Source organism: Streptomyces sp. 1331.2 (genome assembly GCF_900199205.1).
GTDB lineage: Bacteria > Actinomycetota > Actinomycetes > Streptomycetales > Streptomycetaceae > Kitasatospora.
In genome coordinates, this window is the sequence record NZ_OBMJ01000001.1 from 7131049 (window position 1) to 7147430 (window position 16382).

Annotated in this window: 12 protein-coding genes; 8 read left to right on the plus strand and 4 right to left on the minus strand. The window is 73.2% G+C overall.

Annotated elements, in window-relative coordinates; all coding sequences use genetic code 11:
- Window positions 1–700: 700 nt before the first annotated feature.
- Window positions 701–1141 carry an SRPBCC family protein gene (locus CRP52_RS30950; protein ID WP_097239404.1) on the plus strand — a complete coding sequence of 147 codons (441 nt, stop codon included), beginning with the start codon at window positions 701–703 and terminating at the stop codon, window positions 1139–1141.
- 153 nt (window positions 1142–1294) lie between these two features.
- Complete coding sequence (locus tag CRP52_RS30955) at window positions 1295–1675, plus strand: PRC domain containing protein (protein ID WP_097239405.1); 381 nt, start codon at window positions 1295–1297, stop codon at window positions 1673–1675.
- Window positions 1676–1983: 308 nt separating this feature from the next.
- Here CRP52_RS30955 and CRP52_RS30960 read toward each other — a convergent pair whose 3' ends face one another.
- Window positions 1984–3159 (minus strand): FAD-dependent monooxygenase, encoded by a 1176-nt coding sequence (locus CRP52_RS30960; RefSeq protein ID WP_097239406.1) that lies wholly within the window; start codon window positions 3157–3159, stop codon window positions 1984–1986.
- A 225-nt stretch (window positions 3160–3384) separates the two neighbouring features.
- Here CRP52_RS30960 and CRP52_RS30965 point away from each other — a divergent pair, with 225 nt between their 5' ends.
- Entirely contained in the window at window positions 3385–3975 is a 591-nt protein-coding gene (locus tag CRP52_RS30965) for a TetR/AcrR family transcriptional regulator (RefSeq protein WP_097239407.1), read from the plus strand.
- A gap of 175 nt (window positions 3976–4150) precedes the next feature.
- Here CRP52_RS30965 and CRP52_RS30970 read toward each other — a convergent pair whose 3' ends face one another.
- Entirely contained in the window at window positions 4151–4825 is a 675-nt protein-coding gene (locus CRP52_RS30970; protein ID WP_179852971.1) for a TetR/AcrR family transcriptional regulator C-terminal domain-containing protein, read from the minus strand.
- Between the two features lie 127 nt (window positions 4826–4952).
- Here CRP52_RS30970 and CRP52_RS30975 point away from each other — a divergent pair, with 127 nt between their 5' ends.
- Both CRP52_RS30975 and CRP52_RS30980 read left to right on the plus strand, forming a co-directional pair.
- A complete protein-coding gene (locus CRP52_RS30975) occupies window positions 4953–5285 on the plus strand; it encodes a hypothetical protein (protein WP_179852972.1) in 333 nt (110 codons plus the stop codon).
- Between the two features lie 252 nt (window positions 5286–5537).
- A complete protein-coding gene (locus tag CRP52_RS30980) occupies window positions 5538–7154 on the plus strand; it encodes an alpha/beta hydrolase (protein ID WP_218893138.1) in 1617 nt (538 codons plus the stop codon).
- A gap of 320 nt (window positions 7155–7474) precedes the next feature.
- On the opposite strand, the gene CRP52_RS30985 is transcribed toward CRP52_RS30980, so the two are convergent.
- Complete coding sequence (locus CRP52_RS30985) at window positions 7475–8239, minus strand: ABC transporter ATP-binding protein (RefSeq protein WP_097239410.1); 765 nt, start codon at window positions 8237–8239, stop codon at window positions 7475–7477.
- A 407-nt stretch (window positions 8240–8646) separates the two neighbouring features.
- On the opposite strand from CRP52_RS30985, the gene CRP52_RS31000 reads away from it, so the two are divergent.
- From CRP52_RS31000 to CRP52_RS31010, 3 genes are all read left to right on the plus strand, one after another.
- Entirely contained in the window at window positions 8647–12054 is a 3408-nt protein-coding gene (locus CRP52_RS31000) for an ABC transporter permease (protein ID WP_179852973.1), read from the plus strand.
- Window positions 12051–14915, plus strand: coding sequence for a hypothetical protein (locus tag CRP52_RS31005; RefSeq protein WP_097239414.1), 2865 nt, complete (start codon window positions 12051–12053; stop codon window positions 14913–14915). Before CRP52_RS31000 ends, CRP52_RS31005 begins: the two co-directional genes overlap by 4 nt.
- A gap of 135 nt (window positions 14916–15050) precedes the next feature.
- Window positions 15051–16040 (plus strand): ABC transporter ATP-binding protein, encoded by a 990-nt coding sequence (locus CRP52_RS31010; protein ID WP_097239415.1) that lies wholly within the window; start codon window positions 15051–15053, stop codon window positions 16038–16040.
- Window positions 16041–16097: 57 nt separating this feature from the next.
- On the opposite strand, the gene CRP52_RS31015 is transcribed toward CRP52_RS31010, so the two are convergent.
- Complete coding sequence (locus CRP52_RS31015) at window positions 16098–16289, minus strand: hypothetical protein (protein WP_097239416.1); 192 nt, start codon at window positions 16287–16289, stop codon at window positions 16098–16100.
- Window positions 16290–16382: the final 93 nt, after the last annotated feature.

The window sequence follows — 16382 nt, forward strand, 5'->3', positions numbered from 1 at the left end:
ACTCGCCGTAACCGGGTGACCCCACTCCGGGGCCGGAGCGGACAACCTGACCGATGGTAGCCCCGGGTGACGGACGGCGTACGGGGCGAATTTCGACCCAACTCGGCGAAGAGTGACCGAATCTGACACATTGTCAGGTGACAACTACGGTCTTGTGGAATTGATGTGACGGAACATCAGTCGAATTGACGGATCGTCAGGTCGAATCCCGGATCGTGATCCATGCCACAGCGAATACTGCTCCCTTCGGGTGGCAGGCCCGGTGTTTCGGCCATTTCGCGGCTCGGGCGACGGATTCGCGTGCTCCTCGACGCCGAGCCGGGCGCCCGCCGCCCTGGGCTCGGTCCAGGGCGGCGGGCGCCCCGCCGGGACGGGCCCCTGGCTCTCTCCTAGTAGTGCTAGGTCCAGGGCCCGGCCGAAGGTCAGGCCATCGTGGAGTCCACCGAGATGTCCCAGTCGATGTGCACCCGGCCTCGTCCGGCTCGTTGTCCAGACTCGCCGATCCGTCCGGCTCAAGTTGGCCCTCCGGGTGCCCGAACGAGGCTCGCCGGGCGCCCGGGCGGGCGAATCGCGGACGGACCGTAGCGGGCGCGCCGCGCACGGTGCATGCCGGGCGGGGAACGGGGAACCCGGGCATCCGTGGGCCGCCATCCCGGCGGCGTCGGGGGAGTGAGGGCCGGAGGCCGAGGAGGAGGACGGCATGGGACGGATCGAGGAGTCGGTCGAGATAGCGGCGCCGCGCGACGAGGTCTACGAGCGCTGGGTGCGGTGCGAGGAGTTCCCGCAGTTCATGCGCGGCGTGGTGAGCGTCGACGTGTCCGGGCCCGGGAACAGCAGTTGGGTGGTCGTGACGGCCGGCGGCCGCCGGGAGTTCGAGGCCGTGACCACCGAGGTCGTGGAGGGCGAGCGGGTCGCCTGGGACGGCGGGACCGGCCCGGTGCGCCACAGCGGCGTCGTCACCTTCCACCGGGTAGACGACCGGACCACCCGCGTCATGCTCCAGCTGGAGATCGAGCCGCACGGGCTCTGGGAGCACCTCGTCGAGGCGCTCGGCTTCGTCGACCGCCGCGTCATCGACGACCTGAACGACTTCAAGCACCACGTCGAGCGCGCCGCCGCGGGACCGGCGTCGTCCGCCTGAAGGCCCGGACGCCGGACGCCCGGACGCCGGGCGCCGCGGGCGGTTCCCGGATCCGTCGGCATGAAGCGCGGCATCCGGGGCAACCGACCCGTCACGACCGGCCGGGCCCGTACGACCTGGGCCCGGCCCGTGATGAGACGAACGGAGGCAGTCATGAACGAGCGCCGTGACATCTGGGAGTTCCGCACCGTCGCCGGGCACTCGGCCGGCACCGACCTCATCGGCTTCCACGTGGAGGCCGTCGACGGTCCGATCGGCAAGGTCGACAAGCTGTCCGAGGCGGTCGGCGAGCAGTACCTCGTCGTCGACACCGGCCCGTGGATCTTCGGCCGGCGCGTGCTGCTCCCGGCCGGCACCGTGACGCGGATCGAGATCGCCGAGCAGAAGGTCTACGTCGACCGGTCCAGGGACGAGATCAAGAACAGCCCCGACCTCGACGACGCCGGCCCGGACGGCGCGCCGGACGGCGACTACGACGCCCGCCGACGGTTCGGGCCGTACTACGACGCGTTCTACGGCGGCCGGATCTTCTGACTCGGTGCTCCGCCCCACTCGGTACCGCCGGACGCGCCGGACACCACACACGCACGGGCCGGGACAGCCTGCGGCCGTCCCGGCCCGAACGAACCCGGGAAAGGGGAAACGCCCCGTGGAATGCCCGGCCACCCGGATCACCATGCGACTGATGACCGGCGACGAACGCAGCCGACTCCTGGAGGTCGGCTGGTCCCACCAGGGCGCGTTGTCTTTTCCCCCTTTGGCGCGGCTGGTGCCGGGGGTGGGTCGGTGCGGGCACCGGCCAAGCAGATCAGGCGACAGTCACATGATCGGCCGGACAGTTCCTAGGCGGCCCGGGGAGCGATCCGGGGCGGCGCCCAGTCGGCGTGCTTCAGGACGGTCCGGACCATCACGCCGGGCGGGGTGAGCCGGATCGCGGCGTTGCGCAGCCCGACCGCCAGGGGGTTGGCCAGCTGCTGGCCCATCCGGCCGGCCCGGCGGGCGTCCCGGGCGACGGTCTGGCTGCGCGGCCGTCGGGTCGCGTCGTACTCGGCGAGCGCGGCCTCGACCGTCCGCGCCCCGGCGAGCGCCGCCGCCAGGGTCACCGCGTCCTCCAGGGCCTGGCAGGCGCCCTGGCCGAGGTGCGGCGTCATGGCGTGCGCCGCGTCCCCGAGCAGGGCGATCCGCCCCGCGACGAAGGAGGCCAGCGGGGTGGCCAGCACGTTGACGTCGTGGTGCAGCACCGCCTCCGGGCGGGTGGCGGCCAGCAGTGCGGGGATCGGGTCGTGCCAGCGCGCGAAGCGGCGGCGGACCTCGGTCAGCGGATCGCGGTAGCGGACCCCGGCCGGGGCGTTGAGGACGGCGTGCCACTCGGCCGTGCCGTCCGGGAAGGCGATGTGGCCGAACTCGGCGCCGTGGCCCCAGGTGAGCTCGAAGTCCGCTGTCAGGCCGTCGACCGGGCGCTCGGTGATCGCCCGCAGGACCGTCGAGCCGCTGTACGCCGGGCCGGGGTGAGCGGGGAAGAGGAGGCGTCGGAGGCGGCTGTTGATGCCGTCGGCCGCCACGACGAGGTCGGCGTCCAGGACGGTGTCGCCGTGGCGGACCCGGACCCGGGACGGGTCGGTGGTGTCCACCTCGGTCACCTCGGCGCCGATCACCAGGGACTCGGCGGGCAGGGCCTCGCGCAGGATCCGGTGCAGGGCGGCGCGCGGGATGCCGACGATCGGCGCGCCCAGCTCCCGCTCCAGCGCCGCCCCGTCCATCACCGCGAGCCGACGGCCGTCGGGGGTCCGGGTGCCCCCGGTGTACTGGCGGCGCGCGGCCACCTCGATCGCCTCGCCGACCCCCAGCGCGGCGAGCGCGCGCATCCCGTTGGCGGCCAGCGAGATGCCGGCGCCCGCATCGTCCAGGACGGCTGCCCGCTCGACCACCGTCACCTCCCAGCCCGCCAGCCGGAGTCCGATCGCGGTCGCCAGCCCGCCGATCCCGCCGCCGACCACCACCGCGCTGTTGCTGCTCATGCCCGGTCCTCCCGTGTTGCCGCGCTGTTTTTCTACAGCTGTAGAAGATGCTGTGGGGGGAGCGTACTACGGGCTTATCGGCGGCCGTCCGTCCGGGAGGGCGGGTGGTGGTGGCAGCGGTGGCGGTCGGCGTCGGGCAGGCGGGTCTTCGGCCCGGGCGTCCACCGGCCTGCCGCTCCCGGGCCGGTTTCCCGATGGCGGGGATGGTGCCGGTAGAAAGGGGGGATGCGGCGAGATGAGGAGCAGGGGCGGCCGGACCGGCGGACGGTGCTGGCGGACGCGGCGATCGGGGTGCTGGCGGACCTGGGGGTGCGCGGGCTGACCCACCGGGCGGTGGACGCGGCGGCGGGGCTGCCGGTGGGGACCACCTCGGCCTACCTGCGGACCCGGCAGGCGCTGCTCACCGCGCTGGTGCGGCGGCTCGTGGAGCTGGACCAGGGCGAGCTGCAGACGATGGGGGAGCAGGTGCCCGTCCGCTCGGCGGAGGAACTGGCCGACGGAATCCGCGCGCTGATGCGGCACCGGCTGACCGGCGAGGGGCGGCGGCGCTCGCTCGCCCGGTACGCGTGTGCGGTGGAGAGCGTGCGCGATCCCGAGCTGCGGGAGATCCTCGTCCCGCGTGAGAACGCGGGACGCGCCGCCGTCCGTGCCTTCCTGGCCGAACGGGGCGTGCCGGACCCGGACGGCCGGACCGGCACGCTACTCGCCTGCGTGGACGGTCTGGTCTTCGACCGGCTGGTGGGCGAAGGGGAGCCGGAGGCGGACGAGATCGAGGGGCTGGTGGCGGCCGCCCTGCGCGGGGCGAGTGCCGGTTAGGGCATGGCCGGTCGGGGGAAGGCCGGTGCCCTGTTCGGTGGACCTGGCGCGCGGCTCGGCGGTGGTCCGGCCGCCGAAGGCCTCCTGGCTGCCGGCTCGGTCCCCTTCTCCCGGATCGGCGGGCGGGTGCCTCCCGGCCTCTGGTGTCCAGGCCGGGCGGCCGGCCGCGTACCCGTCATGGGCCTCCGTGCTCGGCATGAGCCAACTCGGCGGCGTAGCCGGCGAGCAGGATGCGGAGCGTGCGGTGGAAGCACTGCTCGGAGTCGAGGCCCTCGTCGGTGGCGAAGGCGCGGGCGAGGTGGGGGTAGGCGGCCTGGTCCAGGGCGGCGAACTGTTCGGGTCGGGGCTCGGTGCCCTCGTGGTGGGGCGTCTCCCCGACCTCGCCGAGGGTGTGCCCGATGGTCCACCGGACCACGGAGTTGAGCACGTCGAGCGCGTCACCGAGCGGGACACCGCCGTCGTGGAGCACGGCGATGCCGCGTTCCAGTAGGGCGAGGGCGGCCGGGGTGGCGGCCGGGCGGGTGGCCAGGACGGTGAGCATGGCGGGGTGGGCGAGCAGGAGGCGGCGCAGCTCGACCGCGAACTCCCGGACGACCTCGGTCCACGGCCCCTCGGGCTCGGCGAAGAGGGCCCCGGCCGACAGCTCCAGCAGGCGCTCGACCATGCCGTCGAGCAGGGCGGCCTTGCTGGGGACGTAGTAGTAGAGAGTCATGCCCTCGACGCCGAGGGCCGCGCCGAGCTTGCGGTTGGAGAGCGCGGCGAGGCCGTGCTCGTCCACGTAGGCGAGAGCGGCGTCGATGATCTTCTCGCGGGTCAGGCCCGACCTCGGGCGTGTGCGTCGGCTCGGCATCTGCTCCTCCTGAGCCCCGGGTGTCACCGGGGCGGTTCCACCGCGGTCTTGACAACTCTTGCAGTGCAAGAAAACAATACTCGACGTCAACTTCTTGCACTGCAAGAAACATGCTGGGGAGGACGTCATGCAGCTCGTCGCCGTCATGGTGCGCAAGCTCAACGAGGGTGTGGAGTACGGGGAGTTCCGCAAGGCCTGGATCCCGGACGAGGTGTTTCCGGACGACCCCCGCACCCGGGTGATCAGTGCCACCGCCCTGGAGGACTCGCGGGAGATCATCACCATCGCGCTGATCGAGGGCGATCACGGTCCGGAGTCCATGCAGGCCTGGATGGAGCGGCTCGCCCCGGTCGAGGAGCGTCGCTTCGAGCGGATCAAGCACCTCGTCGGCCCGCCGACCCTGAACACGGTCTACCAGGTGGTCGCCGAGGACAATCTCTCGCAGCCGATCGCGGAGTGAAGACGCGCTCCGGCCGTCGGCCCGCCGTCGGTCGGGCGTCGAGCCGGCGCCGGCCGGGCTTCGGGGGAATGGCCTGCGAAGGGGCGAAATCTGGCGAAACCTCAGGGCAATGAACCGTCAAGTCGGTTCATTAACAGAATATTCCGCCGTGCACAGAATCGTCCGCGGAGAATTTCCGCTGCACCGAGGTCTTCACACGGAGTTCTCCGGCTGACAGGCTGGGGCCGCCCTTTTCAGTACGGAGGAGGTTCCTTGTCCCGCATATCCACGTTGGCCGGAGCAGTCACCTGCGCCCTCGCCCTTGTCACCGGTTCCGCCGTCGCTGCCTCGGCGGCCCCGGTGGACCAGGCCCCGAGCCTGGCCGAGGCGAAGGTCGACCCTGTCGCCTGGACCCCGTGCAACCCCGATCCGAGCAAGCCGGACCCGGGCATTTACGACTGCGCCGTCTACCCCGTGCCGCTGGACTACGACAATCCGTCGGGTGAGAAGATCGGCATCGCCATGATGCGGCGGCGGGCGAGCGATCCGTCGAAGCGGATCGGTTCGCTCTTCCTCAACCCTGGCGGCCCGGGCGGCAGTGGCTACCTGTGGGCGACGACCAGCCGTTTCGGCCCCGAGGTGCAGTCCAAGTTCGACCTGATCGGCTTCGACCCGCGCGGCGTGGCCCGGAGCAACCCGCTCAAGTGCTTCAAGACCCAGGAGGACGCCGACGCGGTCAACAACCGCATGGTCGGCGTGCCGGTCACCAAGGCCGAGGTCAGCGAGACGCTGGACGCGGACCAGGACTACACCGACGCCTGCAGCAAGAACGCCGGCCCGCTGATCGAGCACATGTCGACCATCAACGTGGTGCGCGACCTGGACCGGATGCGCCGCGCCGTCGGTGACTCCCAGCTCAGCTTCGCCGGGTTCTCCTACGGCACCCTGATCGGTTCGACGTACGCCAACATGTACCCGAACAAGGTCCGGGCGATCATCATCGACGGCAACGTCGACCCCAACCTGCGCCTGCACAACGGCCTGGAGTACGACCGCCAGCGCGCGGGCGGCTTCGAGCTGGCCCTGGACGAGTTCCTGAAGCGCTGCCAGGCCGCCGGCGCCCCGCGCTGCGCCTTCGGCGAGGGCGACACCCGGGCCAAGTTCGACCAGCTCCGCGACCACCTGCGGACCAGCCCGATCACGCTGGCGAACGGCTCCAAGGTGACGCTGAGCAGCTTCACCAGCGAGGTCGCCAGCGCCCTGTACTCGCAGGCCAAGCTGGCCCCGCTGGCCAAGTCGCTGCAGGCGACCTACCAGGCGCTGCAGAAGCCGAACGCCGCCACCCTGCTGGCCCCGAAGGCGAACGTCGCGGACGAGGACGCCAACGTCCTCTCGGTGGACGTCCCGCGGGCGCTGCGGGAGGCCCCGGCCGACTCCGAGTACACCGCCGACGACTCCTACCTGGGCGTCAACTGCCAGGACAAGCCGTACCCGTCGAACGACCGGGTGTTCGCGAACGTGGCCAAGAGCTGGGAGCAGGAGTCGCCGACCTTCGGCCGCTACCAGGCCTTCGACGCGCCCGCGTGCGCGAGCTGGCCGGCCCCGGCCCGGGACGCCGAGCGCTTCTCCGGCCCGTGGAACAAGAAGACCTCCAACACCGTGATGGTGATCGGCAACCTCTACGACCCGGCCACCCAGTACAAGTTCGCCCAGCGGATGCAGCAGGAGCTGGGCAACGCGGTGCTGGTCAGCGTCGACTCGATCGAGCACTGCGCCGTCGGCCGCAGCAAGGCGCTGAACGAGCTGGTCACCCGCTACCTGGTGGACGGCACCGCGCCGAAGCCCGGCCAGCTGCTGAAGCCGGACGCGGAGATCTTCCCGGCGGTCTGACGGGCCGGCCTCCGGGCGCCTGACGGACGAGCCAACAGTCGTGGTGGTCGGCGGCCTCGCCGGCCACCACGATCGTGCTTTCCGGCCGAATGTGCGGATCGCCCGGACAATGCGGCAGAAGATCGTCATCGAACCTCCTGTGCAGTGGATTCCCCCCAGTCGTCGGCGACCATAGCCGATGCCACTGACAATGGAGTCGGGAAGTTCGACGGAGATCACGGCCGGTACTTCTCAGCGGAAATGGCGGGGATGCGGGGATGCGGGATGGCATCCCCGCATCCCCGCATCCCCGCCATTTCCGACCCCCGCGCCCGCTCCCGCTATGCGGCCTGTTCGGCCTGCTCCTCGATGACCCGCCCGTCCCGGAGCTCGATCACGCGGTCGGCGAGCCCCATCAGCGTCGGGTCGTGGGTGGCGACCAGCACCGTGACGCCCTCGCTGCGCACCACCGCGCGCAGCAGCTCCATGATCGAGCGGCCGGTCTCGGAGTCCAGCTGACCGGTGGGCTCGTCGGCGATGATCAGGCCGGGTTCGTTCGCCAGGGCGCGGGCGATGGCGACGCGCTGCTGCTGGCCGCCGGAGAGCTCGCCGGGGCGCTGGTTGGCGTGGTCGGCCAGGCCGACCAACGCCAGCAGGGCGTGGGTGCGTTCCTCGCGCTCGGCGGAATCGACCTTGCGCAGTCGCATCGGCACGCCGACGTTCTCCGCGGCGGTGAGCATCGGGATCAGCCCGAAGGACTGGAAGACGAAACCGATCCGCTCCCGACGCAGGGCGAGTCGGCCGTCCTCGTTCAGTCCGCCGAGTTCGGTGCCGTCGATGGCGATGCTGCCGCCGGTCGGGGAGTCCAGGCCGCCGACCAGATTGAGCAGGGTCGTCTTTCCGGAGCCGGACCGGCCCTTGAGGGCGGTGAGTTCGCCGCGGCCGACGGTGAAGGAGATGCCGCGCAGGGCGTGCACGGTCCGCTCGCCGGTGCCGAAGCTGCGTCGGAGGTCGGTCACGGTGACCATCGGCTCGGTGGCCGTGGTCCCGGCCTCGGCCGGGCTGGTGGCTGAGCCGGCGGCGGTTGCGGCCTGATCCTGTGTCATGCGGCGTCCCCCTGTGGGCGTGGTGAGCCGGTCCCATTCGGTCTCTACGGATACGAGAGCTCCGCTGGTTCACGTTCCCGGGGAGAAAACGAGAGGGCGGAGTTCGTCGGCCAGGGGAGAGCGGCGGAGCCGGATTTGTGAAGTGTGCATGGCATTTCAATGGGGCATCCCCGGCGGGATGTTATCCAATGAAAGGAATTTGCTCACTGGTTACTTGATTCGCGCAAGTCCCTTCCGTTCCTGGATGCTTTCTGACAGCATCGTCCGCTATCCGGTGATCGAATGCCGGTGGTCCATGCGCCGGTGTGCTCTCGAAGTGTCCATCTGTGGCCGATTTGTGCCCGGGTCGGATCGGTGAGCGGGGCCGGTTGACGCTACCGGGGACGTAGTCACGGGGGAGGAACTCGATGCTCGGCTTCGTCGTGCGCAGACTGCGCGGGCGACTGCCGCTGGCTGCTGCCGTCCTGCTGACGGTGCTGATCGCCACGGCGGTGCTGACCGCCCTGGTGACCTTCAACAGCGGCGTCGGTCAGGCAGGCCTGCGGCAGGCGCTCCAAGGACCCGGTCATCTCCGGACCACGGTGGTGGTGACCGCCGAACACGGAGCGGACCAGCGGGAGAAGGACGAGGCGGCGCTCGCCGCCTACCGTCAGAAGCTCTTCGGTGAGCTGCCCGTGCACACCGACAGCCTGCTGCGCAGCCGCTCCTACGGCCTGCCGGTCGCCGGAACCGCCGGCACAGCGGGCACGGCCGGCACAGCGGGCACTGCAGGCACAACGGGCACGGCCGGCACCGAGGGTACGGCGGCTCGGGCCACCGGGGACAAGGCGGACCTGACGGTCCTCGCCGACGTCGACCGCGGCCGGACCCGACTGGTCGCCGGCGTCTGGCCCGCTGCCGTCGCCGGTCCCGTCCGGTCCACCGCTCCCCAAGTCGCCGTCCCCCAGGCCGTGCTGCCGCGCCTCGGTCTGACCGGGCAGGCCCTGCCCGCCGACGTACCGCTCGTCGACCGGCTCGACGGCAAGCCGCTGACCGTCCGTGTCACCGGCGTCTACCAGGCGCTCGACCCGTTCGACCCGTACTGGCGGATCGACCCGGTCGGCGGCCACGAGGTCGAGACCGGCGGCTTCACCACCTACGGCCCGATGATGGTCGACCAGAGCGCCTTCAGCACGGGCGGCCTGACCCAGAGCAGCCGCGGCTGGCTGCTCGACGCCGACTTCGCGACCGTCGACCAGGCCACCGCCCAGGCGCTCGGCAACCGCGTCCAGGCCCTGACGGACGACGCACGGAAGACCGCTTCCCTCGGCGTGAACACCGAACTCTCCGACGTCATCAAAGAATTGACGGCCGGAATGGTGGTCGCCCGGTCCACCCTGCTGATCGGCGCCCTGCAGCTGGCCGTGCTCGCCGCGGCCGCCCTGCTGCTCGTCGTCCGCCTGATCGCGGCCCGCCAGGAGCGGGAGAACGAACTGCTCGCCGCCCGCGGCGCCTCCGGGACCCGCCTCGGCGGCTTCACCGCCCTGGAGCTGCTGCTGCTCGCCGCCCCCGCGGCGGTCTTCGCGCCCCTGCTCACCCCGACCCTGGTCCACGTCCTGGGCGGCCTCGGCCGGGCCCACCGGGTGACCCTGGATACCGGCATCGGCTGGACGCTGTGGCCCGTCGCACTGGTCTGCGCCCTCGCCTCCGTGGTGCTGGCCGCCGTGCCGAGCCTGCTGCGCGGAGCCGGAGCCGCCCTGCGCCGCAGGACCGGTCGCCGTCAGGCCCTGGTCTCCGGCGTGGCGCGCAACGGCGGCGACCTCGCCGTGCTGGTGCTGGCCGTCCTCGCCTACCAGCAGCTCGACCAGTACGGGGGCGGGCTGTCCGCCGACTCCTCCGGGGAACTCGGCATCGACCCGCTGCTGGTCGCCACCCCCACCCTGGCGCTCTGCGCGGGCACCTTGATCGTGCTGCGCCTGCTGCCGCTCGCCGCGGTCCTGGGCTCACGGGTGGCCGCGAGGGGTCGCGGCCTCGGCCCGGCCATGGTCGGCTGGCAGCTGGCCCGTCAGCCGGCCCGCGCCAACGGCCCGGTGCTGCTGCTCGTCCTGGCGGTGGCCACCGGCGTGCTCGCCCTCGGCCAGCACGCCACCTGGACCGCCTCCCAGCGCGACCGGGCCTCCTTCGACACGGCGGGTGGCCTGCGCATCTCCGCCGCGAACAGCCCGCTGATGGGCCAGGGCGGCCGCTACGGCGCCCTGCCGGGCGGCGACCGGCTGCTCCAGGTGGTGCGCTGGGAGCAGGCGCTGCCGGGTGGCACCGGGCAGATGCTCGCCACGGACACCACCGCGCTCGCCGACCGCGTCCCGGTCCGCGAGGACCTGCTGGCAGGGAAGACGCGCCAGGAGCTCTTCGCCCCCCTGGCCGCCCCGCCCAGCCCGGCTGCCCCCGCTGCGCCCGCCGCCCAGGTCGCCCCCGCCGCCGAGGGGGCGCAGACCGAGGTCCCGCTGCCCGGCCACCCGCTGCGGATCGACGCCGACCTCTCCATCCGCCAGGAGTTCGACGCACAGCAGGTCGTGATCGGTGGCCGGTCCCTGAGGCAGTCCCCTCCCGAGGTGACGCTCCTGCTGCGGGACCGCTTCGGCTACATCCACAAGGCCCCCTTCGCCGGCCTCCCGATCAGCGGTGACCTGCTCGCCTCGGCCTCGCTGAGCGACCTCACCGGCGCCCCGGCGGGCTCGGCCGCCACCCCGCTCAGCGTGGTCGGGGCGACGGTGACCTTCAGCGACCGGGCCGCCGGCGAGCTCACCATCCACCGGCTGGCCGTCTCCGACACCGCCGACGGGGCGGCCACCCCCGTCGCGGTGCCGGCCGGCCTGTCCTGGAAGGCCACCGCGCTGCCCCGGCCCACGAACGGGAAGCCCACGGCCGTCGTCGCTCCCGGCCCGGCGCAGGACGACCGGCTGCTGAGCGTCAGCTACGTCTTCGCGGACGGCACCGGAGAGTCCCTGCGGACCGTCGTCGGCCCGGCCGGCCCGTCCGTAGCGGCGGCGCCGTCGATCCTGTCCGGCGTCGCCACCCGCGGCTACCTCGCAATGGTCGGCGCCTCGGTCGGCGACACCATCCGGGTGCCGGTCTCCGGCACCACCCTCTCGGTCAAGATCACCGGTGTGGTCGAGGCCGTACCGGTGGCCGGCCGCGACGCGCTGGTCGTCGACCTGGCCACCACCGCCCGGCTGCTGGCCGAGGACGGCCGCTCGCTGTCCGGCCGCGCCGAATGGTGGCTGCCCGCCTCCGGCCCCGGCGACCGCACTCCGGCCGAGGCCGCCGCCGCCCTGCGTTCCGCCCCCGGGGGCCAGGACGTCCAGGTCTACGACGAGGCCTCCGAACGCCTCCTCGGCGACCCGGTCGGGGCCGCCCCGCAGAGCGCGCTGATGGCGATCGCGGTCGCCACCGCCGTGCTCGCGGCGATCGGCTTCGGCGCCGCCGTGGCCGGTTCCGCCCGGCAACGCACCCAGGACTCCGCCCTGCTGCTCGCCCTGGGCGCACCCCGCCGGGTGGTGCGACGCGCGACCACGGCCGAGTACGGCCTGCTGATCGGGCTCGCCAGCGTCGTCGGCGTCGTCCTCGGAGCCCTGCTCGTCCACCTGATCGTGCCGTTCATGGTGCTGACCTCCGCCGCCAGGCGGCCCCTGCCCGAGGCAGTGATCCGGTTGCCGGTGGGTCAGGTCCTGCTGCTCACGCTCGCGATCGCCGTTGTCCCGCTGCTGTCGGCCTTCCTGATCGGACGCCGCGGTCGAAACGTGGCCTCCCGGCTGCGCCTCGTGGAGGAGATGTGACCACCAAGGCCGACACCCCCGTGTCCGCGCACCGGAACCAGCGCAACCACCACCGCAATCACCACCGCAACGACCGTCGCAACCACCGGGACGACCACCGTCCCGCACGCTGGGTCCGCACCCGCTTGGGCGCGAACCCGCTCGCAGCCCTGCTCATGGCGGCCCTCGCGTTCGTCACGATCTTCCTGGCGGCGGCCTTCCCCCGGCTGGCCGACCGGGGCGCGGACGCGGCGCTGCGGGATTTCGTGAGCCAGCGCGGCCTCACCGCGACCAGCCTGCAGACCACGTCCAGGCTCAGGCCGGAGGACGCCGGCCCCGTCCTCGACACCGTCCAGAAGGTGCTCCTGGAGCGGGTCGGTGCGAAGCTGCCGCTGGCCGGTGCCGGACAGGCCCACGGTGCCCGCAGCACGGGCTACGGGCCGATGAACAACCCGAACTACACCCGGGTCGGCGACCGCAACCCGCCGGGCCTCTCCCTGGTCTACCTGCAGGGCCTCGCCGACCGGGTGACGCTGGTCGAGGGGGCCTGGCCGGGCGCCGCGGACCCCGGTGCCCCGCTGCCGATCGTGGTGAGCCGACAGGCCGCCGACGCCATCGGCATCAAGCTCGGCGACCACGTCGACAACGGTGCCGACGTGACCGGCAAGCCGCTGGTCAGCGTGGTGACCGGCTTCTACCGGGTCAACGACCCGCGCGACCCGTACTGGGAGGACATCGGCTGCCCGGACCGCGCCTGCTTCCAGGCCGGGAACAACGGCAACGACTTTCTGAAGACCACCGGCTTCCTCGACGGCGGGAGCCTGCGCACGCTGGCCACCTGGGGCTGGACGGTCGACGACTTCTGGCGGCTGCCCGTCGACGTCGCCGCGCTGCGCGCGGACCAGCTCGACCGGACCCGCAGCACCCTCAACTCCTTCGTCTCCGGGCCCGACGCCGCGCTCCTCGGTCGGGTGACCGGCCGCGCCGACCTGCACACCTCCGCGCTTCTGAGCTCCATCCTGACCAGCGCGGACACCCGCCTGCAGGCCGCGCGGCCGCTCAGCGGGATCGGCCCCGCCGGGGTCGCCGGCGTCGCCGCGGTGGTGCTGTTCCTGGCCGCCGCGCTCACCACCGACCGGCGCACCGCCGAGATCCGGCTGCTGCGGGCCCGCGGCGGCTCGCTCCTCGGCGTGCTGCGGCGCCTGCTCGGCGAGGGCCTGGTGACGGTCATGCCCGCCGCCGTGCTCGCGACCGCGCTCGCCCTGGTCCTGCTGCCGACCCCGCGGTGGGGCGACGCGGTGCTCGCGGCCCTCGCCGCGACGCTGCTCGCGCTGCTGGCCTTCCCCGCCCGGGCCGCGCTGCTGTGGTCGCGAGAGCGGGCCGGCGGCGGCCGGCGCCGGCTGGTCGGCGAGCTCGTCGTCCTGGCGGTCACCGTCGCGGCCGTGGTCGAGGTGCGGCGCCGCGGCGTCGGACAGGCCGGCGCCGCTCCGGACCCGCTGCTGGTCGCCGCCCCGCTGCTGCTCGCGGTGACCGGTGGACTGCTGCTCGCCCGGATCGAGCCGCTGGTGGTCGGCCGGCTGGCGGCGCTGGCCGGCCGCGGCCGTGGTCTGGTCGCCTTCCTGGGTCTGGCCCGGGCCGCCCGGGACTCCTCGGGCCGCCGGAGCCCGTCCGTGCTGCCGCTGCTCGCGCTGCTGATCGCCGTCACCACGACGGGATTCGGCGCCACCGTGCTCGACACGGTGGAGCAGAGCCGGACGCGCGCCGCGCAGGTCATGGCCGGCGGCGACGTCTCCGTCACCATCCCCGCGTACGGGAAGCTCTCGGAGGAGTTCACCAAGGCGGCCGGCGAGTTGCCGGGCACCCGCGCCGCGACCGCGGCGTGGGTGGAGCCGAAGGCCACCTTCATCGGCGGCGACCAGGACTACACCCGGGCCTCCCTGGTGGTCGTCGAGCCGAAGGCGTACGCCGAGATCGCCCGCACGCTCGGGATCGGCGAGTTCGACCCGGCGAAGCTCGCGGGCACTCCCGGCGGCCCGGACACCCCGCTGCCCGCACTGTTCAGCAGCGACCTGGTCAAGCGGCTGAGCACCGGCGCCGCCAAGGTGCGCACGCCCAACGGCAACGAGCTGCGCACCAGCGTCGCCGGGATCGTCGACGCCACCCCGGCGCTGCCGGACCCGGGCCTGCCGTTCGTCGTGGTGGCTGCCGGGCCCGCGGCCGAACGCCTGCCGGAGAAGGTGCAGGTGAACAGCTGGTTCGCGGTCGGCGACCTCGACCCCGAGCAGGTCAGGACGACCCTGCGGGAGAAGGGCCTGACCCAGCCGACCGGCCTCGCCAAGCGGCTCGCGGACGAGGCCGCGGCCGGCGGCCGGGGCACCCACGGGCTGCCCGCCGGGTACAACGTGCGCAGCAGCCGGGAAACCTCGGCCGCGCTCGCCGACGACCCGCTGCAGCACGCCGCCGGACGGCTGTTCTGGTACGCGGCCGCGGCCGGCGCCGGATTCGCCGTGCTGGCCGTCCTGCTGACGCTGTTCCGGGCCGCGCCCGAGCGCACGGCCGTGCTCGCCCGGCTGCGGACCATGGGCCTGCGCCCCCGGCAGGGGCTGGCGCTGATCGTCGCCGAGGCGATGCCGCAGGCCCTGGCGGCAGCCGTCGGAGGCGGCCTGGTCGCCACGGCGGCCGTCGGACTGCTCGGTTCGGCCTTCGACATCTCCACCCTGGTCGGCGCCAGGGTCGGCGACGTGCTCGCCCCGGCGCTGCTGCCGGTGCTGCTGCCCACGGCGGGCCTGGCCCTGCTGGTCGGCCTCGTCGTGGTGCTGGAGACACTCATCGCCGGCCGGCGCCAGATCGCCACCGAACTGCGCGCGGGGGAGCGGCAATGACGCGGAAGCCGGGTGCAGGAGCCGGGCGGGCCGTGGCGGTGCCGTGGCGGCGGGGAGCGGTGGGAGCAGCGGGATGAGGCAGCGCCGGACGAGGCAGTGCGGGACGAAGCAGACAGTCGAGACAGGAGACGAGCGGTGAACAGCACCCCCCAGGGGCAGACGGTCGTCGAGGCCCCCAGCCTGCAGGAACTCCGGCAGCGGGCGCTCGCGGCCGCCGCGCCCAAGGCGTACGGCGAGGGCGCGGCCATCGTCTGTGACCGGCTGGTCCGGATCTTCAGCGCCGAGGGCGTCGAGGTCCAGGCCCTCCAGGGGCTGGAACTGACCATCCAGCAGGGCGACCTGGTCGCCCTGGTCGGAGCCTCCGGCAGCGGCAAGTCCACCCTGCTCACCATCCTCGCAGGGCTGGACGTGCCGACCGCCGGCACGGCCACCGTGGCCGGCTGCGACCTGCTGGAGATGTCCGCCAGGGAGCGGCTGCGCTACCGCCGTGAGGTGGTCGGCTTCATCTGGCAGCAGACGGCCCGCAACCTGCTGCCCTTCCTCACCGCCGCCGAGAACATCGCCCTGCCGATGCAGTTGCGCGGCCGCCGGTCGAGCACCGGCGGGGCGAAGCGGCAGGCGGCCCGGGTGGCCGAGTTGATGGAGGCGCTGGAGATCGGCGCGCTCGCCCACCGGCGCCCGGACGAGCTCTCCGGCGGTCAGCAGCAGCGGGTGGCGATCGCGGTGGCGATGGCCAACAACCCGCCGGTGCTGCTCGCGGACGAGCCCACCGGCGAGCTGGACTCCGAGACCGCGGGAGTGATCTTCGAGTCCTTCCGCACCGTCAACCGGGAACTCGGCGCGACGGTCGTCATCGTCACCCACGACCCGATGGTCGCCGGAGAGGTGCGCCGCACGGTCGCCATCCGGGACGGGCGGACCAGCAGCGAGGTGTTGCGCCGTACCGTCACGGACGAGCACGGCGAGGAGTCGGTCAACGAGCGCGAGTACGTGATGCTGGACCGCACCGGGCGGGTGCAGTTGCCGGTGAAGTTCCTGGAGGCGCTCGGCATGGAGCACCGGGTGGCGGTCGACCTCGCGGCCGACCACATCGAGGTCCGGCCGGACGACATCGCCGGGCACTGAGCCGGCTCGGGAGGCCTGGGCGGCGCGAGTGGTGCGGGCGGAGCGGCTGGTGCAGCGTCAGCTGTCGCCGCCGCCGCCCATCCGCTGGAAGAGGCCGCTGCCCTCGGCGTTCGTCCGCTGGTCGGGCGGCGGCTCCTCCCGCGCGGCGCGCTCGCCGCGGGCGGTGGCCGTGCAGAGGGCGAAGACGAGCAGGGCACTGGCCGCCACGGCGAGGATGCCCAGTGCGGTCAGGACGCGTAGCCAGGTCAAGGTAGTGCCTCCTGGGGACGGTGCGGGGTACCTCGCCGCGGGATGTATCGGCAGGTCGGCCCGCACGGTCGAGTGCCCACGGACGGTTCTTCC

Bases quoted from the DNA above. Each gene is read 5' to 3' on its own strand.
- CRP52_RS30985 (WP_097239410.1), bottom strand. From the start codon at position 8,239: ATGACACAGGATCAGGCCGCAACCGCCGCCGGCTCAGCCACCAGCCCG.
- CRP52_RS30975 (WP_179852972.1), top strand. From the start codon at position 4,953: ATGCAGCTCGTCGCCGTCATGGTGCGCAAGCTCAACGAGGGTGTGGAG.
- CRP52_RS30955 (WP_097239405.1), top strand. From the start codon at position 1,295: ATGAACGAGCGCCGTGACATCTGGGAGTTCCGCACCGTCGCCGGGCAC.
- CRP52_RS30965 (WP_097239407.1), top strand. From the start codon at position 3,385: ATGCGGCGAGATGAGGAGCAGGGGCGGCCGGACCGGCGGACGGTGCTG.
- CRP52_RS30960 (WP_097239406.1), bottom strand. From the start codon at position 3,159: ATGAGCAGCAACAGCGCGGTGGTGGTCGGCGGCGGGATCGGCGGGCTG.
- CRP52_RS30950 (WP_097239404.1), top strand. From the start codon at position 701: ATGGGACGGATCGAGGAGTCGGTCGAGATAGCGGCGCCGCGCGACGAG.
- CRP52_RS30970 (WP_179852971.1), bottom strand. From the start codon at position 4,825: ATGCCGAGCCGACGCACACGCCCGAGGTCGGGCCTGACCCGCGAGAAG.
- CRP52_RS31000 (WP_179852973.1), top strand. From the start codon at position 8,647: ATGCTCGGCTTCGTCGTGCGCAGACTGCGCGGGCGACTGCCGCTGGCT.